The 16,867-nt window shown below is 71.0% G+C and carries 14 protein-coding genes and 3 pseudogenes; 7 read left to right on the forward strand and 10 right to left on the reverse strand.

The genetic code is table 11. The features are described from left to right. Positions 1-548: 548 nt before the first annotated feature. The 4 genes and pseudogenes from BMY40_RS09210 to BMY40_RS09225 all read right to left on the reverse strand — a co-directional run. Positions 549-689, reverse strand: a pseudogene (locus tag BMY40_RS09210) (NUDIX hydrolase); the annotation flags it as partial. After that, positions 676-911, reverse strand: a pseudogene (locus BMY40_RS28505) (XRE family transcriptional regulator); the annotation flags it as partial. The pseudogenes BMY40_RS09210 and BMY40_RS28505, both read right to left, overlap by 14 nt. A 31-nt stretch (positions 912-942) precedes the next feature. Next, the gene (locus tag BMY40_RS09220; RefSeq protein ID WP_177213932.1) at positions 943-1,653 is read right to left on the reverse strand and encodes a creatininase family protein; all 711 of its coding nucleotides are present in this window, start codon (positions 1,651-1,653) and stop codon (positions 943-945) included. 17 nt (positions 1,654-1,670) lie between these two features. Beyond that, positions 1,671-2,594: an NsdA family TPR-like regulatory protein gene (locus tag BMY40_RS09225; protein WP_143071750.1), complete on the reverse strand. Its 924-nt coding sequence runs from the start codon at positions 2,592-2,594 to the stop codon at positions 1,671-1,673. A 677-nt stretch (positions 2,595-3,271) separates the two neighbouring features. On the opposite strand from BMY40_RS09225, the gene BMY40_RS28510 reads away from it, so the two are divergent. Continuing rightward, a complete protein-coding gene (locus BMY40_RS28510; protein WP_093657413.1) occupies positions 3,272-3,553 on the forward strand; it encodes a hypothetical protein in 282 nt (93 codons plus the stop codon). Positions 3,554-4,138: 585 nt separating this feature from the next. Continuing rightward, positions 4,139-4,798 (forward strand): HAD family hydrolase, encoded by a 660-nt coding sequence (locus BMY40_RS09235; protein ID WP_093657415.1) that lies wholly within the window; start codon positions 4,139-4,141, stop codon positions 4,796-4,798. On the opposite strand, the gene BMY40_RS09240 is transcribed toward BMY40_RS09235, so the two are convergent. Continuing rightward, entirely contained in the window at positions 4,779-6,053 is a 1,275-nt protein-coding gene (locus BMY40_RS09240; RefSeq protein WP_093657417.1) for an NsdA family TPR-like regulatory protein, read from the reverse strand. The two genes, BMY40_RS09235 and BMY40_RS09240, sit on opposite strands and share 20 nt — an antisense overlap. Before the next feature lie 367 nt (positions 6,054-6,420). Here BMY40_RS09240 and BMY40_RS09245 point away from each other — a divergent pair, with 367 nt between their 5' ends. Genes BMY40_RS09245 through BMY40_RS09260 form a run of 4 tightly spaced genes read left to right on the forward strand, consistent with a single transcriptional unit; the run spans position 6,421 to position 9,797 of the window. After that, positions 6,421-6,780, forward strand: a complete 360-nt coding sequence (locus BMY40_RS09245; RefSeq protein WP_031510936.1) for a hypothetical protein — start codon at positions 6,421-6,423, stop codon at positions 6,778-6,780. A gap of 5 nt (positions 6,781-6,785) precedes the next feature. Next, positions 6,786-8,087, forward strand: coding sequence for a radical SAM protein (locus BMY40_RS09250; protein ID WP_093657419.1), 1,302 nt, complete (start codon positions 6,786-6,788; stop codon positions 8,085-8,087). Then, on the forward strand, positions 8,084-8,989 hold the full coding sequence (locus BMY40_RS09255; protein WP_093657421.1) for a radical SAM protein: 906 nt from the start codon (positions 8,084-8,086) through the stop codon (positions 8,987-8,989). Before BMY40_RS09250 ends, BMY40_RS09255 begins: the two co-directional genes overlap by 4 nt. A 37-nt stretch (positions 8,990-9,026) precedes the next feature. Continuing rightward, entirely contained in the window at positions 9,027-9,797 is a 771-nt protein-coding gene (locus BMY40_RS09260) for a cupin domain-containing protein (protein ID WP_093657423.1), read from the forward strand. A gap of 58 nt (positions 9,798-9,855) precedes the next feature. On the opposite strand, the gene aspS is transcribed toward BMY40_RS09260, so the two are convergent. After that, positions 9,856-11,166: an aspartate--tRNA(Asn) ligase gene (aspS, locus tag BMY40_RS09265; RefSeq protein WP_093657426.1), complete on the reverse strand. Its 1,311-nt coding sequence runs from the start codon at positions 11,164-11,166 to the stop codon at positions 9,856-9,858. Positions 11,167-11,508: 342 nt separating this feature from the next. Here aspS and BMY40_RS09270 point away from each other — a divergent pair, with 342 nt between their 5' ends. Then, complete coding sequence (locus BMY40_RS09270) at positions 11,509-11,991, forward strand: GNAT family N-acetyltransferase (protein WP_218158253.1); 483 nt, start codon at positions 11,509-11,511, stop codon at positions 11,989-11,991. Between the two features lie 113 nt (positions 11,992-12,104). Here the strand turns inward: BMY40_RS09270 and BMY40_RS09275 are convergent. The 4 genes and pseudogenes from BMY40_RS09275 to BMY40_RS09290 form a co-directional block, all read right to left on the reverse strand. Next, positions 12,105-13,843 (reverse strand): annotated as a pseudogene (locus BMY40_RS09275) (relaxase/mobilization nuclease domain-containing protein). Beyond that, on the reverse strand, positions 13,840-14,208 hold the full coding sequence (locus tag BMY40_RS09280) for a plasmid mobilization protein (RefSeq protein ID WP_342745067.1): 369 nt from the start codon (positions 14,206-14,208) through the stop codon (positions 13,840-13,842). Before BMY40_RS09280 ends, BMY40_RS09275 begins: the two are co-directional and overlap by 4 nt. A gap of 952 nt (positions 14,209-15,160) precedes the next feature. Continuing rightward, a complete protein-coding gene (locus BMY40_RS09285) occupies positions 15,161-15,916 on the reverse strand; it encodes an ATP-binding protein (protein ID WP_093657430.1) in 756 nt (251 codons plus the stop codon). Beyond that, positions 15,913-16,845 carry a hypothetical protein gene (locus BMY40_RS09290; RefSeq protein WP_093657432.1) on the reverse strand — a complete coding sequence of 311 codons (933 nt, stop codon included), beginning with the start codon at positions 16,843-16,845 and terminating at the stop codon, positions 15,913-15,915. The genes BMY40_RS09285 and BMY40_RS09290 overlap by 4 nt, the downstream gene beginning before the upstream one ends. Between the last annotated feature and the right edge of the window lie 22 nt (positions 16,846-16,867).

A 16,867-nucleotide genomic window follows, 5' to 3' on the forward strand; every position in this document is an offset into this window, starting at 1 on the left:
TTCTCCTGGTCGCGGTCGGCGGATATGGCCCGCAGGAATGCGCTCACCGCCATGTCGAGGGCTTCACCGTCGAGGCGAGCCAGCAGGCGCATCACCGTGGTCGGATGCGGCACCACGACCGTCTTCGTGAACGGATCGACGGCGAACCCTGCCGCCCGGAGGGCCCAGACCGGGGCGTCCGCGATCCACTCGACCGCCGCGGCCAGGACTTTGCGCCGGCCAGCACGCCCGTGGCCACGGCGGCCAGGACGGGCACCAACGGGAAACGTCGCCCGCGTTGACTGCGTGGATCGGGCAGACCGGCAAGGAACCGGGCAAGGCGGGCGGCGTCCGGCAGCGGCCGCGGTGATTCGGCATGGGCTAGTTGCTCCAGGCCCGACGGCATGCGAGAGGCTGAGACAGCGAGCATGGGTCTTCGGTTGTGGTCACGTGAACTCGACACTCACATGATCACCGACCTGTGCCTGCACCCGTCTCCCGGTCCCGTATCTACCGGACATGACGGTTGATCACCGGGCGATCCTGCTCAATCCGCGAACACGCAAAGTCCCTGGGGCCCACTGGCCGGTGTCGCGGCGGCGCTGGAGGAGGATGGCGCCGTCCGCGTCGGCGACGAGCAGGTTGCTGGCGGGGATGAGGGTGTTCGCCTTGGGGGCGTCGGGGTCGTGGTAGTACTCAGTCCTGCCCATGGGCGGCCTTCCCCTCCTGGTCGGGCGTCCAGGGCCGGGCACCGGCCCAGACGGCGTCGAAGCTCTGAGCGTAGTTGTCGAACCACCCGGCGGCGTCGACTCTTCTGAGGTGGAGCAGGGGTTGGCGCTGGTCAGCTGGCCCCAGATGTGCGGATCGGCGGGCAGGTGGTCGTCGTAGCGGAACGTCGACGTGTAGAGCGTGGTGTCGTGCAGCCGTACCTCGCGCCTGTGAGGTGGTGGGCTCACCGCTCGGTCAGTGTTCGCCCAGGGCGGCGAGGTGGTCGGCGAAGCTCTTCGTCAGGCTGTCGAGGAGGGCTTCGCCCTTCTCGGCCGTGGCGTGGGAGGGGTAGCCGATGACGCCCGATGCGGTGTACTCGGTCATGCCCAGGGTGAGCAGGAAGCGGCGTTCGCCGCCGTCGTGGTCGGCCTTCTCGTAGCCGGGGCGCACCAGTTCGGGGGCGGCGTGCAGCAGGATGGAGGTCTCGTACTCCCCCGCGTGCATGTCGCCGTGCTTGTCCGAGACGAGACCTGCGTCGCTGCGGGCGCGGTCCACGTCGCCGCTCAGGGGGAAGAGGCTCATGCGCGGCCCGTCGACGTTCGCCTCCTGGACGATGTTCGACAGGACGTAGTTGCCTCCGTGGCCGTTGACGATGACCAGCTTCTGGATGCCGGATCGGTCCAAGGAGGCTCTGATGTCGTCGATCACCGCGTAGAGGGTCCTGGCGCTGATGCTGACCGTGCCCGGCCAGGAGCCGTGCTCGTGGCTGCACCCCATCGTGATGGGCGGCAGCAGATGGACCGGGTAAGCATCCGCGATGCACCGCCCGTAGATGGCCGCGATGGCGGTGTCGGTGATCAGGGGGAGGTGGGGCCCGTGCTGCTCGAAGGAGCCGACCGGGAGCACGGCGACTCGGGGCCGCTGCTCCTGGACGTCGGTGCTCGTGGCTGTCGGCAGCAGGTTCACGGGGCTCCTCCGGCTCGCTAGAGGTCGGCGCCGTTCATCCTGTCCAGCGCCGCGTTCAGTTCTGAAATCTCCACCAGCTTCCGCCATGGTGCAAGGCGCTGCCGCAGGCGGGACAGCTCGGCTCGGATGCGTGCCGATCCCGTCCGCTCCGCTATGTCCAGGGCTTGCCGTGCCGCCTCGTAGGCGCCTTCCACGTCTTCCAGGGCGGCGTTCGCTGTGGCGAGACGGGCGAGGCACAGTCCTCGATCCCGCTCCTGGAGGGCGGGCCAGTGGCTCAGGCTCTTGTGGAAGGTCGGCACGGCCTCGTCCGGCCGGTCGAGGTGTAGGGCGCAGTCGGCTCCTTCCATCTCGATGTACGCCGGCGAGCAGTATCCGGCCAGGGGGTCGGAATCGTCTCCCTCGTCGGTTGCCGCCATGGCGTGCTCGATGGCGCGAGCGGTCTCGCTCCGCTCTCCGAGACGTGCCTTGCTGTTGGCGAGCTGCCGTAGGACGACCGCGTGCACGCGGGGGGAGAGACTGGTGGTATGTCGTAGTGCGGCGGTGGCGAGACCTGCACCGTGCCCGGCGTGGCCGGCCTCGGTGGCGATGTTGCCGCGCCGCTGGAGGACGTACGCGATGAGCATCGGATCGCCCAGTTCCTGTGCGTAGTCCATCGCCGTCCTGGTCCAGCGCACGGCCTCGTCCGTGCGGCCGGTGTCCTGGTACAGCCATCCGAGGAACTCGGCGTACCGGGCGCCGACCCGCAGCACGTCCGCGCGCAGCAGACCGTGGGACTCCTGGCACATCTGCTCGATCAGGGGCATCTGGCTCCGCACCGGCGCGACCAAGAACCGAGGGCCCACCAGCGGTTCGGCTTGGGCATGCTGCCGAAGGACGGACGCCAGGTAGCCGAGCATCTCCGTGCTGACCGGGGCGGGCAGCTTGCTCTGCGGCGAAGGCACGGACGATGGGTCCCGTGGCCCTGTCTCCTCCACGTGGGAGGGGAGGCCGAGCTCGGCGTCGGTCGCCTGGTACGCCTCGCGGAACAGCGGCCGGTGATCACGCCCGACCGGTCGCCGTCCGTTCTCGTACATCGAGACCAGAGTCTTCAGACTGGCACGTGTCGGCGACTCCACCCCGAGCCGCTCCGCCGCGGCCGTGAGCGCGTCGATCAGGTCCGCCTGAGTCCACCCACGTGCGTGTCTGGCTTCCTGCAGCTTCGTCCTGGCCTTCATCGCACCCTCGCAGCCCGTGGTTGCCCGGTCACCGCATGATGATGGCAAGACCGTTTCGTGTGGGGAGTTAACGGTTAACGAGGGCGTCCGTTAACCCTGTCCACTGCGAAACGGCTCCCGTCAGGGCTTACTTGCCGTCGTGCGAGGCGGCCAGGGACTCGGATCTTGTGCAGCCTCACCGCGCAGCCCAAGGGACTCCGGGCGAGGAGGCGATGTGACGCCATCCCTCAGCCGAGTGTCTCGGGTCGGTGGCGGCATCCGGAGGACCTGCGATGCGCCACTTCAGAGCACCGTCCGGGGCGATGCCGTACGACTCCCCTCGCCGCCGGGCGGTCCAGGTGGCCCGTCCCTCTCCCACGCGCGGGACGGGCCACCACCTACAGCCGAGGATCGCTGGAGGTCCGATGACGAACAGCGACACGCACCACCGGGTGCCCACCACGCCGACCACCGGCCGACGCGGCGCGGGAGCCGACGCGTCCGATCCAGCTCCGCTGCCCGACTGGCTGACCACTGGGGCGCTCGTCCTGGACACCCGCACCGGGCGGAGGGGCGAGGTGCAGGACTGGCCCTACCCCGCCTCGGCGACGCCCACCCGGGCGTGGCTGCGCCCGGTGGGCGGTGGCCGGGAGTGGACGCCACGCATCGCCGACCTGCGTCCCGTCGAGGCCGGGGAGCGGCCGTGAAGCCGCTCGCGCTGTGGGAGCGGTTCGAGTGGGCGGCCGGGACGTGCTTCCGCTGCGACCGCACCGGTACGGAGGTCGCACCGATCGGCACGATCAGCGCGCGCGGTATCGACGTCGATATCCGAGCGTGCCGGGCGTGCGTGTTCCACCTGGAGCAGCTGCACTGGAGCCTGGTGATGCGACAGCAGGGCGGTGGGCGGCATTCCGCCGCCGGAGGGCCCGGGCCCGATCCCGTGCGGTCTCCCGAGACCGGGTCCGGGCCGACCGCCGGCATGCCTCGTGCGGAGCCTCGCCACCCGCACGACCGCGGTCCGGCGCCTCCCTCTCCCCAACGGGTGCTGCGGTGGCCGGGCACCGGTTACCGGCCCGTGGGCCGACATCGGCGGGCGTAGCGGCCACGGCCCTTCCGTGTCTCGGCGGTCGCTCCGACCTTGGCTCCGCGGAGCGCCGGCGGCTGTGCGATGCCCCCACACCGATGGCGACTCCGTACACAAGCGCCATGCCTGCCGAAAGGATCACGCCCGGCCCGGTCACAGTCCGAAAGGGCTGCTTCGCCGCCGCGCCGGACCGTCTACCCTGCGGTGCATGATTCGTGCGGTGGTGTTCGATGTCGGCGAGTGCCTTGTTGACGAGACCCGGGAGTACGGGACGTGGGCTGACTGGCTGGGGGTGCCGCGGCACACCTTCGCGGCGATGTTCGGGGCGGTCATCGCGCAGGGGAGGGACTACCGGGAGACGTTCCAGGAGTTCCGGCCCGGTTTCGACCTGACCGAGGAGCGGGAGAAGCGCGCGGCTGCCGGGCAGCCGGAGTGGTTCGGTGAAGGCGACCTGTACCCGGACGTCCGCCCCACGCTGGCGGCTCTGCGCGAGGCCGGGCTGTGGGTGGGCATCGCGGGGAACCAGACCGTCAGGGCCGGCGGCCTGCTGCGGGGGCTGGACCTTCCGGCCGACATGATCGCCACCAGTGACGACTGGGGTGCCTCCAAGCCGGACGTGAAGTTCTTCGAGCATGTCATCGAGGCCACGCCCGCCGCACCGGGCGAGATCCTGTACGTCGGTGACCGGCTCGACAACGACATCCGTCCGGCCGTGCAGGCGGGCCTGCTGACGGCCCTGATCCGGCGCGGCCCCTGGGGCACGATCCAGCAGCGCGATCCGGACGCGGACGCGATCACGACGATGCGCATCGACTCGCTCGCGGAGCTGCCGGAGAAGATCGCCAAGTTCAACGCTGAAGCGCGCTGACCGTCGTACCCCAGTCGTAGAGGCGGTCGTCGAGGTCCCGCACGCACTGCTCGTCCTGCCAGGGGGCGAGCGTGCGGCGGACCTCGCGGACGCGGTCCATGCCGGTCGCGTACCAGGTGACCGCCAACTGGTCGAGGGCCTGGATGGCGTATCCGCACGCCTCCCGCGGCCTTCCGTCGGCGGCCTCGACCGCGGCGAGGTCACCGAGGACGACGGTGCGCTGCTTGTCCGACTCGGGCGGCAGGGCGTCGAGCACCTCGTGGAGTGTCTTGCGCGCCTGCGGTATGTGGCCGGCCTTCAACTGAGTGTTACCTTTGAACGCGAACAGGCGGACAGGACTGAACCAGTCCAGCCACTCGGGAGTGGCGTGCTCGCCTCCCGCGGCAAGGATGTCCTCGGCACGACGGATCAACCGCAGAGCCGCGTGGGGGTCTCCGCAACGGGTCTCGCACTCCGCCTCGACGGCGTCCAGCCATGCCCAGAGCTCGGCGGACGCCTCTCCGCGGCGGGCGTACGTACGGGCGGCCAGCATGCGCTCCATCGCTGCCTCCCGGTCGTCCGCCCAGCCCGGGATGAAGGCCATGTGCGCGAGGATGGCCGCTCCGAGCAGGGGATCGTTCGCTTCGCCTGCCGCCTGCAGAGCCAGGAGGAGGGTCTCCGAGGCCCGCTCCGGCTGCCGCAGGTCGAAGAACTCGATACGGCCGGCCAGCAGGTAGGACTCCGCCAGGGAGGCGGCGAGGGCCCGGCGGGCCGGGTTCGCCGTCTCCGGGAGAAGGGCGCAGCCGAGACGGGTGTGCTCCAGGACCGCGGGGTGCAGTACGGCAGGCGCCACGGACCAGTAGAAGTGCCGGTGTGAGCGTGTGACGGCCGCGAAGTCCCCGCCGATGGTCGCCGGTTGTGTCGCGGCTTCGGTCCGAGCGGGCACGGCGGCCAGACGTGTTCCGGACAGGGGCGCGCGGGGGGTGTTGTCGCTCGCTGTGCCGGGCCGGGACCGCGAGCTTCCCCAGGGAGGGACGAATCCGAGGTCCTCCATGCTCTGCCCCAGGAGGTGGGTCAGGACTCGGTGCACGTCGGGCTGCGGCCAGGGCGGTGTGGCCGACTCCCAGCGCCGGACCTGCCGGACGCCGACAGCCAGCCCTCTGATGCCGAGCTTCCGCGCCGCCTCGGTGATGGCGTCGGCCAGGGCTTGCTGGGAGTTGTATCCGGCAGCCAGGCGAGCGGCCTTGAGCCTGGTGTTGCCTGCGGGACGGGACATAGATCTCCTCCGGGGCGAGCTCCTGCCAGAGAGTGACGGGTAGTGCCGCTGCGGCGGCGGAAAATCGTCCACCGAGCGCCGACTAAGTCCTCTGCGAGTCCTGCTGATGACCTGTCAGAGTCCTCGAACAGGACTTCGTGAGACAGCATGATGTCACCTCGTCGCTGCGAAGTCAGGTCCCGTCACGCGGCACCGCGCACCGCGGCGCTGCGGGACCGGCGAGGAAAGCCGGCGTCATCGACCCCGGACGCCGCAGGACCGCCAGGTGCCGCCCCGCCCACACTCCCCGGGCGGGGCGGCGCCCGGCGGGCTCCGGTGGGCGCAAGGGGATATTCCAGCACCATCCGGCGCAGAGAGAGGAACAGCCGTGCCTCAGGCCAGACGAGAGAAGAAGGACCACCTCATCTACGCGGACGTCGTGGACTCCAAGTCCAAGGCGGGCGTGTGGATGGGTGAGCGTGCATCCTTCCAGGAGAAGCAGAACCGCATCATCGAGGCGCTCAAGGAGCAGACCGACTGGGTCGAGCTGAAGAACGCGATCATGGTCATCGGCACCGAACCGGCCGGCATCACGGTCATCGCGCCGAACCCGACGCTGCCCGGCGTGATCGTCCTCGCCGACGGCGGCTCCCCGGTCACCTCCGCGAAGCTCCAGGCCGCCGCCGAGGAGAGGGTCCGCGCGGTCATGGGCGAGCTCGGGATCGCCGAAGAGGAAACGGCGGCCTGACCACCATGGCCGTCCCTCGGATGCTGTGGGGGAAGTACTTCCGGTACGAGCGGGCCGGGGAAGCGGTTCTCCTCGACCCGGTCGGGCTGGACAGTGTGTTCATCGACTCCGGCGAGGTCCGCGACCTCGCCGGGGTCCCCCCGACCGCGACCCACGAAGCCCTTGCCGGGCTCGGCTTCACACCCGGCGGTCCCGCGGCCGACCGGCGCGAAGCACTCCACGACCGTCTCCGACACCTCGGCCTGGACGCCGTCCCCCGCCGCATCAGCGGCCTGCGCGTGGTCCTCACCGACCGCTGCAACATGGCCTGCACCTACTGCTTCGTGGACACCAACACCGGCAAGCCGGACATGACGGAGGACGAGCTCTCGGACGGGCTGGAGTTCCTGTTCGAGCAGAACGCCGGGCAGGAGGAGGTGTCCGTCCAGTGGTTCGGCGGCGAGCCGACCATCCGCTTCGACCTGATGCGGTACGGCGACCGGCTCGCCGACACCCTCGCCGACCGCTACGGCGTGGCCAGGGTGCGGCGCACGGTCGTCACCAACGGCGCCCGTCTGACCGACGAGGTCCTCGACCACCTCGTCGCGTACGAGTACGGGGTCGGCATCTCCGTCGACGGCCCTCCGGGCATCAACTCCGCGAACCGCCTCCTGCTCGGCGGGCGGCCCGCGGACGACCGGATCCGCCGCAACGTCGCCCGGCTCGTCGAGGCCGAGGGGCTTCACGTGGGCTGCAACCTCACTCCGACGGCCGCGAACATCGGACGCCTCGCCGAGACCGTCCGGTGGATCGTCGACGACCTCGGGCTGAAGTTCGTCTACGTCAACACGCCCATCCCGACGGCGGGCCGCTGGCAGGTCAAAGGCGCCGATCTGGCCAAGGAACTGTACGAGGCGCGCCTGGCCGCGCTGGGACGGGGCGGGATGCTGTTCTCCGTCCTGGACCGCGCCTTCCAGGCCCTCGACACCCGCCGGCCGATGCTGTTCGACCACATGCAGGGCGACCGCAGTCTGAACGCCGCCCTCCTGCCCGGCAACCGGGTCAGCCTGTGCGACATCAACTTCACCGAGCCGTCGTTCCTGCACACGCTCGACGAGCTGCGGGCCGACCCCGGCCTCCTGGCAGGCGTGGCGAAGGAAGTCGCACCGGTCCCCGAGTGCGGTGACTGCCCGGCGCTCGCCGTCTGCGGCGGCCCGTCCCGCAACGAGCAGGCCCTCGTCGGAGGCGACACCCCGGACCCCGAGATGTGCGCCTTCTACACGAGCACCTTGGAGATCGCCGTGTGGGACGACACGGGGGTGCAATGAGCACCCAGGTCCGTACGGCACTGATCTCCACGGCCGGGCACTGCAAGGTGGCCTGCGGGTTCTGCTTCCGGGCCGACCGCGCCCACGGCTTCCTGGACACCGCGACCTACACCCGCACCCTGTCGCGGCTGAGGGAGGCGGGCGTGGAAGGGGTGTGCCTGAGCGGTGGGGAGCCGACCCACCACCCGCGGCTCCGGCAGCTGGTAAGGCTGGCACGCCAGTTCGGCATGGCGGTGTCGATGGTGACCTCGGCCCGCACCGCGGCCGAGGTCGCCGCCCTCTCCCGGGTGGCGCGTCTGCTGGCCAACGTGACCGTCTCCGCCGACTCGCAGGGCGCGATGGCGCTGGGACGCACCACCCGTACCGCGACCTCGGGGATCGACACGCTGCGCGCCCTCGGCACCGGGACGAAGATCCTGCACGTCACCTGCTGGGACCTGAACGACGAGGAGTGCCGGGAGCTGGCCGGCCTCGTCTCCTGGGCCGGGGTGGAGGTCCAGTTCAGTCCCGTCGTCCTCGACGAGCGCACTCTGCGCCGTGAGGGTGGATCGGTCCAGGACTACCTGGCACGGCAGCAGCTCGACGCCGAGCTGCTGGGCCGCCACTTCGATCTGTCCGACCGCTACCGGGCCTACCTCGGCGAACTGCGGGGACTGCAACTCCCCGCAGGCGGGGGCGAGCGGTGGCAGTGCCGCTCGGCGACCGCGTACGTCTCCGCCGACGGCCGCATCCGGCGCTGTCCCTACGGCCAGGCGTCGGTCAGCGCGCACGCTCCCCGGGCCGCGATCGGACAGTTCCTGACCGCTCCGGCGCAGGACCGGGTGACCCCGGACTGCGCCGCCATCTGCCGCCGTCCCGCCGCCGCGCCCGACGACCGCAGCGCGTCGTGTGCCGCGGTGTGAGGGCGACCCGACGCACCCCGACTCCATGGACCGCTCTATGGCGATCACGACACCCGACGACTTTCCCCGCCGCTGGCGGCAACCTCCGAACTTCCCGCTGGAGGTGCCCTTCGACCACACCTTCCTGCCCGCCGTCGACATCCTCGACCACATCCGCAGGGACGAGGAGGTCCGGTTCACGGTCCTCGGGGACGACGACTGGCAGGTGCGCATGGACCGCACCGCCGCATTCCGCACCGCGCCGATCGAGGAGATCGCCACCTGGACGTTCCGGCTGGTGCACTTCAACCTCAGCCGCTTCTACGACGACCTCCTGGACGGCTTCCAGGAGGAGGTCATGATCCCCTGGCGCACGCATCTGTCCGCCCGGGGGTTCACCTGGCAGCGTCTGGCGCCCATCCTCTTCCTGTCCACCGGGGGCGCGTCCTCGACTTACCACAACGACAACTCGCACGGCCTGGTCTGGCAGGTGCACGGCACCAAGACCTTCCACAGCTACCTCGACCCCGACAAGCACCTGACGGCCGACGCGGCGGTCCTCGGCGAGACCACCGGCGAGGACCCGCCCGCACACGATCCGGACGACCGCCAGTCCGTCACCATGCGGCCCGGCGACCAGTTGTGGAGCCACGCGCTGACACCCCACTGGGTCACCACCGAGTCGGAGCTCGCCATGAGCGTCACCCTCTCCCACGGCGGCCTGTGCCACCGGGGCCGCTTCTCCGAGCGGGAGCTGGCACTGCGGGCCTACTGGGACAAGAACCCGGGCGAGGCGTGGACGCATGACCTGCGCAACGTCCGCTACTGAGACCGCGTCCCCCGGCACAGGCGAGTGCCCCGTGCCGGGGGACGCGGTGCGCGGCCGGTTACGGCGTGAGCCGGTTCGGTCCGCGGAAGAGGAAGGTGGCCTCGCGGATCGAGTCCAGGCCGAGCATGACCATCAGCACTCGACCGAGGCCCATGCCGAGCCCGCCGTGCGGCGGGCACCCGTACCGGAACGCGTTCAGGTAGTCTCGCAACGGCTCGGGGCTCATGCCCTTCTCAGCGGCCTGCTCCAGCAGCACGTCATACCGGTGCTCACGCTGCGCTCCGGTGGTGACCTCCAGCCCCCTCCACAGCAGGTCGAAGCTCAAGGTCACGCTCGGGTCGTCGGCGGGTCGCATGTGGTAGAAGGGCCGGATGCCCACCGGGTAGTGCGTGATGAACACGAACTCGTGCCCGGTGGCCTCCTTGATGTGAGCCGAGATGCTCCGCTCGCCCTCCGGGTCCAGGTCCTCCTTGACCCCCTCCGGGTCCCAGCCGCCCTTGCGCAGGATCTCGTGGGCCTCTGCCATGGTGATGCGGGGGAAGGGCGTCGTGGGGACGGTGACCTCGACGCCGAGGTGCTCGGCGATCGCCTCACCGTGCGCGTCGGCTACCTTGGCGATCGCGTGAGCGAGCATCCGCTCTTCGAACGCCATCACATCCTCGACGCCGTCGATCCAGGCCAGCTCCACGTCGACGCCGGTGAACTCGGTCGCGTGCCGGGAGGTGAACGACGGCTCCGCGCGGAAGACCGGCCCGATCTCGAAGACCTTGTCGATCCCGGCCGCGATGGCCATCTGCTTGTAGAACTGCGGCGACTGCGCCAGATAGGCGCTGCGGCCGAAGTAGCCGAGTTTGAAGACCTCCGCGCCGGACTCCGAGGCGGTGCCCATGAGCTTGGGGGTGTGCATCTCGGTGGCGCCCTGCTCGTAGGCGTACTCACGCATCCCCTGTTCCAGGGTGGTCTGCACGGCGAACAGCAGCTGGGTGGCGGGCCGGCGGCGCACGTCCAGGAAGCGCCAGTCCAGGCGTTGCTCCAGGCCGGTGTGCTCGTCGATCGGAAGCGGTGCGGCGGCCGGGTTCAGGACCTCGACCTCTTCCGGGAGGATCTCCAGGCCGCCGAGCTTGACCTGGGCGGCGTCGACGACACGGCCGGTGACACGGACGGCGGACTCGGGGGTGAGGGCTTCGAGCCGGGCCTCCAGCGGCCCGCCGTCGCGCTTGTGGGTCACCTGCACCATGCCGGTGTTGTCCCGCACGATGACGAACTGCATCCTGCGCTGCAGGCGGAGGGTATTCACCCACCCGCAGACGGAAACGGTACGGCCGACGTGTTCTCGCAGGTCGGAGACGTGTACGCGGCTGTGGATCATTGCGGTCCTCCGAAGGACGTCGTCATGATCCCTTGGGAGTGCGGGCGAGAAGGGCAACTCGCGGTGCCACCGCACTTTCGCCGCCAGACGATGGCGGCCTCGTTCGGGCCCGGTGACGGGGGCCGGCCGGCGGGGCATTGGACCTCCGGGCGAGGTCGTTCCTCCCCGCGCTCGGGAGGGTCTTCACCGCGGGGCGCGAGGCCGCCTTCCCAGCTCCCGGCGGCTCTCTCTGCTCGCGTGATCCTGCGGCTACTCGTCTCCTTCAACGCGTTGCCCAGCAGGATACGGACCCCAAGAACATCGCCGCAATCAAGAACGTACGTGTCAACGGGAGGAGCCGTAGTGAGCGTGCTCGTGCGACGGGCGGTGGCCGCCGACGCCAGGGAACTGGCGCGGATGCGCCGGCTTTCACTGACCTGCCCAAAGGAGCCCTGGACCAGGCCGAGAGACCTGCCGGACGGCCCATGGGTCGAGGAATGCCGAGAGGCGCTCGCCGCGATGCTCGGTGACCGGGACACGGTCGCCGCTTTCGTGGTGGACACTGCTCCAGACCGTGTGGCGGCCTGTGCGCTGGGGTTCCTTCTTCCCCGGCTCCCGGGCCCCGACAGCAGCAAGCCGTTCAACGGCGACATCAGCACCGTCGCCACCGATCCGGCGTTCCGCGGACGCGGCTACGCGCGGGCGGTGGTGACAGCGCTCATGGACTGGATGACCGTACGCGGCTGCAAGCGCATCAGCCTGACCGCCAGCTCGGAGGGCGAGCCGTTGTACGCGTCTCTCGGGTTCACGACCGATGAGCCACGGATGTCCCGGCCGGCCGAGTGAGGGGGCGACGCAGCCACGACCAGAGCACCTCACCCGGCCCCGTATGCGCTCGTCAGAAAGGCGAGCGCATACGGGGGCTTCAGCAGTCCCAATCCTCTGCATGCTGCCTGGTGTCAGCGGTGCGGCAGGCGGAGCACGGGGGCGTGCGGAGGTGCCGGAGGTGGTGCGACGTTGGCGGATTGCCGACGAATGCCTTGGGGCTGGGGATGTCCGGGCGTTTCAGCATGTGCGGGTAGGTCGGCGAGGTGGCGCAGGCGCCAGATGAGGGTGTCGCTGAGGGAGTGGGCGGTGTGCAGTTCCCGGTGGGTGGCGGCTTCGGTCAGCAGGGTTCGTGGGTTGTGTCCGGCCTGGTGGGCGTGGGTGAGGGTGGCGGCCAGGGCGGGCCAGCCGGGCTCGGCCTGGACCCGTGCGGCCAGGTCCGGCAGCACCTCGTGCAGGAGGTCGGCTTGCCGCTGCCGAGCACGCAGGGACAGACGGTGGCCTCGCTGGCAGAGGACGGCCATGGGCTCACCTGCGGCGGCTTCGTAGGCGGCGTGCAGGTGTTCGGCGGCTTGCCGGGCGGCGGCGGCCTGCTGGCTGTGGTGCTTCTTCGCGTGCCAGTTCGCCGCGGCGATGGCGAGGAAGAAGGCCATGTCGATGAGCATGGCGGTGGTGGCGCCGTCTTCGCCTCGGCCCAGAGCGGGTCCGCTGTGAACGAGATCGCGGGCGGCATGGCGCAGGGCGCGGTCGTGCCCCCGTACAGTCTTCACGTGGGAGCGGCTGGCTCGCTCGAACACGAAGGCCGCCTCGCGCAGCTCAGCGCGGGTATGGGCGGCGGAGGTCTTGGCCAGCGCGTCCAGCACCTCACCCGCCGCAGCGATCTGCGCCGCTGCTGCACCGTCGTCACCGTTATCGATGATCAGCAGCGCCTGCCAGGTAGCGGCGGTGGCCCGGCGCCGCGCGAGCGCGGGACCTGTCACATCCGGCAGGGCCGGCTGCTCCGGCCGCGAGCCGTCCACCGAAGCGGCCTCCGCAGGAAGCGTCCAGCGTTCGCGGATGCGGGGCAGGGACAGATCGGGTGCGAGCGTGGAGCCCGCGTAGAACACCGGCTCCTTCTCACCGTTGCGGTCATCGGGCAGCGCGACCTTGTAGCCGAGCATGTCACCGGAGGGCGCGACGCGCTTGCGGATCAGCAGACCGGCGGCGGCCAGTCGGTCGAAGAACTCCCCCTCACTGCCCTGCCGGCGCCGGCCACCGCGCGCCGTACGGTCTCCCGCAGCTCCTCCCGCGCGGTGCGCCGGCGGCCCTGGCGTTGGGCTTTGTGGCGTTCGGCGCTGGTGGCCCGCTTAGCAGCCGTGCCGTCCCCGGGCGCGACCTGGTGCAGGCCGAGTTCCTTTTCGATCAGGCGGCACTCGGCCTGGGCGCGTTGTCCGGAGCGGTGGTGGTCGGGGCGGCGGCCGTCCTCGCGGACGAGGGTGGCGATGATGTGGATGTGGTCGTCGGCGTGCCGTACGGCGGCCCAGCGACAGCCGGCCCCGTCGCCGGGGTCAATACCGGTGGCCGCCACCATACGGCGGGCGATGTCGCCCCACTGCTCGTCGGACAGGATCGGGTCGTCGGGCGCGGCGCGCACCGAGCAGTGCCAGACGTGCTTGTCGGGACGCCGGCCAGCGTCGAGCAGCGACAGGGGCTGGTCGAGGAGGTGCTGGAGATCCCTCTTCGTGACCGAAGAGTCGCGGCCGGGATCGGGGGCCATGCCGTCGAAGGAAGCGACCAGGTGCGGGTCGATGTGCTCCTCGTGGGTGCCCTTGCCGTACAGGTAGTGCAGGAGCCCGAGAGTGTTGCTGCCCTGCTGGTGGACCCGGGGGATCAAGCCGCCTCGCCCTCCGACCCGCCGGCGACCCTGTCGGCTGCCCGCTGGACGGCCTGCGCGGCACGCTGCAGGTCGGCGAGAGCGGCAGCGAAGTGCGGTACGTCGGCACCAGAGTTGAGTACCTTGGCGATCTGGTTGACGTTGCTGCCCGCCCAGCCGAGCTGACGACGCACACCGAACAGGGCCGTCAGGATGTCCCGCTCGGTGGCGATGGCCGCTGCGGTGCGGGACTGGTCGCGGGCAGCGGCCAGCGCGGAGTGGGCCAGGAACCCGGCCACGCTCATGCCGACGTGGTCGGCGCCGGACTGGATGACGGCGAGTTCCTGGTCGTTGAGGCGGACGCTGTGCGCGGGGCGCTGCTTCATGTCACGCGGACGCGCCTTCCCCTTCCTTGCCCTGCCCTTGCGGCTGGCCTTGCCCGGCCGCGGTCCGCCCTCGGTCGCAGCCCTCCCGTCCGGCGCCCCCTGGCGCCGGGCGGGCCCCGCCACCCCCGGGGCGGGACCGGGTCCGGGCGCTCCCCCTGCGGGGGAGTGTCCGGACCTCCAACTTGCTCGGCCGGTGGCTGGGGCGGTCGCCTCCTGCTGCGATCGATGGGCGCGGTTGGCATGTGGGTGGTGCATGTGCGGTGTCTCCGTGGTGATTGTGGGCGGTGGGCGCCGGACGAAGGCGATCAGAGGTTCAGGGCGTGGCGGTCCCGTGATGCCGTTGCCGTCCTGCTCGCGGACGGTCCTTGTCCGGCGTACTCACTGGGAGCCGTGCAGCGGCTTGGTGGGACCGCGTCTGGGTCCCGTCTTCGCTGGCTTTGTCCTGCGGTCCTCGGTCCCCGGGGCGGTTCGCGGTTTTCGGTCCCCGGGATGGTCCCGGTCCCGGCTCGGTCCCCGCCGCCTGTACCTGCGGGCGGGGACGGTCCCCGAACGGGATCTGCTGTCGGTTTGCGGGGACCGTCCCGTGGTCGGCAGGCAGGCGGTGGTCCCGGGGAACGGAGTTGCGCAGAGGGGCCATGGGCGGCAGACCTGCGGTGATGCTGGTCCGTGGTCCCGGTGGGTGTGCGCGGTCCCCGATCTTCGGGACGGTCCCCGGTCCCACAGTCCCCGAGGGGGCTGCGGTCCCCGACATGGTTCGGTCCCCGGTCCCCGGTTCCCAGTGCGGTCCGCGTTCCGGTCCCCGGCTACCGGTCTCTGAGGGGACCGGGGACTGCGGGGACCGTGGTCCCGGGTGGTCCGGTCCCCGGCTCTGTTCGACGGGGACCGCGAGAGCCTGGTCGTCTTCTTCAGCGGCGGGCCGGTCCGCCGCCGTTCCGTTCGGGTGTGGGGTTGTTCAGCGGGTGCGTCCTGGGACCGGGGTCGGCGGAGGGGCGGCCACAGCGGTCGGCACCGGGGCGTGCGCGGGTGTCCGGCGTCGGTCGGAGCCGGTGAGGATGACGCGGTCAGTCATCTCGGCGAGGCGGGAGGCGACGCGGTCGCCGAGCGCGGTGCGCAGCTCGGTGGTGGGGAGGTTGGTGGTGATCAGGGTGGGGCGCAGATGCTCGTACCGGTGGTTGATCAGCCTGTAGGTGAGCTCCTCGGTCCAGTCGCTGGCCTTGGCGGCGCCGAGGTCGTCCAGGAGCAGCAGCGGGCAGCGGGCCAGGGCCTGCAGGTCGCGTTCGCCGTCGTGGCCGGAGCGGGGGCGCAGGCGGGCGTAGAGGTCGGCGGCGGTGACGGCCTCCCAGCGCAGGCGGACCCCGGCGGCCAGGAGGGTGCGGATGGCGCCGTACGCCTGGTGGGTCTTGCCGGTGCCGGTGGGTCCGGCGATCAACAGGGACGGGCCCTCGGAGATGCCCGGGGCGCCGCCCGGCCCGGGGCGGCCGGTGCGGGCGATGGTGTCGGCCCAGGTGGTGATCTGCGGGTGGTCGGCCAGGGCGCGGCGGTAGCGGGCGGGTACGCGGGCGTCGGCCAGCTCCAGTGCGGTGACCGGCTCGTCGGCCGGTTCGTCCAGAGGAGTATCTGGGTCGATGCCGCGGGCGGTGAGGATCGCGTTGAGCCGGTCGGCCAGTGGGCCGACGCGCTGCGGCGCGCGGGTGTGGGCGGTGGTCACAGCTCGCCTCCGTAGGCTGCCTCGACGTCGGCCGGGTTAGTCCACGGGCGGTGGGCGGCGGGTGCGGGCCGGGCGGCGTTCATCGCCTCGTGCACGAGGCTGGGCAGGGTGCTCGGGTGCAGGCCCTTGGCCCGGTGGCGTTCCAGCCCGGACCGGATGTGTGCGGGATCGATGCCCTCGGCCAGCAGCTTGCCGACCTCCCGGCCCAGATGTCCCAGGACGTCCTTGGGCGGGCGGTGGGCGCAGGCGGCGGCGTACTCGCCGATGAGGTGCCGAGCCGAGACGGTATCGGGTGCGGGGGCGCTCGCGCCCCCCGACGGGGTAGTTCCTAGATCCATGATCCTAGGTCCTAGATCCGGACGGTGAGGTGTCACCGCCGCTGCCGGGAGGTCTCCGTGCTTCTTCACGGAGGGGTCCGTGAAACCGTCCTCACCTGCGGATCCTTCAGCAGGGCCAGGATTCGGCGCGGGCTCGCTCAGCTCGCGGGAGTCTTCACGGAGGGTTCCGTGATGCGGCGGTGCGGGCTCCGTGACACCGATCCGTTCGGCAGGCGTGGTGGTCCCCGTCGCGGTGCCGGGCGGAGCGTCGTGCTGCGGGCAGCCGGGGAGGCGGCTCTTGCTGGGCCGGTTGATCTTCTGGTGCTGGTGCCAGGTGACGATGTGCAGGTAGCGCTTGTCGTCCGGGCCCTTGTAGCGGCAGATCAGGCCGGCGTCCGCGAGCTGGGCGAGGTCCTTCTCGACCTCGGCGGGCGTGTGCTCCGGGCGTAGGACCCACAGCTGTCCGGCGATGATCGCGGCGTGGTCGCGGTGGCGGCCCTGGTCGTCGGCCTGGGTGAGCAGGCCGAAGAAGGTCCGCTCAGCGGTCAGGGTGACGGCGGCCAGGGACTCGGAGACGAATGCTTCGGGCTTGATGGTGCGGATGCGTGCCAAGAGGAGCGGTCCTCACTCGGCG

Origin of the sequence: Streptomyces radiopugnans (genome assembly GCF_900110735.1) — a bacterium.
GTDB lineage: Bacteria > Actinomycetota > Actinomycetes > Streptomycetales > Streptomycetaceae > Streptomyces > Streptomyces radiopugnans.

Excerpts from the sequence above, each read along its gene's own strand:
- BMY40_RS09235 (WP_093657415.1), top strand. The coding sequence starts at position 4,139 with ATGATTCGTGCGGTGGTGTTCGATGTCGGCGAGTGCCTTGTTGACGAG.
- BMY40_RS09255 (WP_093657421.1), top strand. The coding sequence starts at position 8,084 with ATGAGCACCCAGGTCCGTACGGCACTGATCTCCACGGCCGGGCACTGC.
- BMY40_RS28510 (WP_093657413.1), top strand. The coding sequence starts at position 3,272 with ATGACGAACAGCGACACGCACCACCGGGTGCCCACCACGCCGACCACC.
- BMY40_RS09280 (WP_342745067.1), bottom strand. The coding sequence starts at position 14,208 with ATGAAGCAGCGCCCCGCGCACAGCGTCCGCCTCAACGACCAGGAACTC.
- BMY40_RS09240 (WP_093657417.1), bottom strand. The coding sequence starts at position 6,053 with ATGTCCCGTCCCGCAGGCAACACCAGGCTCAAGGCCGCTCGCCTGGCT.
- aspS (WP_093657426.1), bottom strand. The coding sequence starts at position 11,166 with ATGATCCACAGCCGCGTACACGTCTCCGACCTGCGAGAACACGTCGGC.
- BMY40_RS09250 (WP_093657419.1), top strand. The coding sequence starts at position 6,786 with ATGGCCGTCCCTCGGATGCTGTGGGGGAAGTACTTCCGGTACGAGCGG.
- BMY40_RS09260 (WP_093657423.1), top strand. The coding sequence starts at position 9,027 with ATGGCGATCACGACACCCGACGACTTTCCCCGCCGCTGGCGGCAACCT.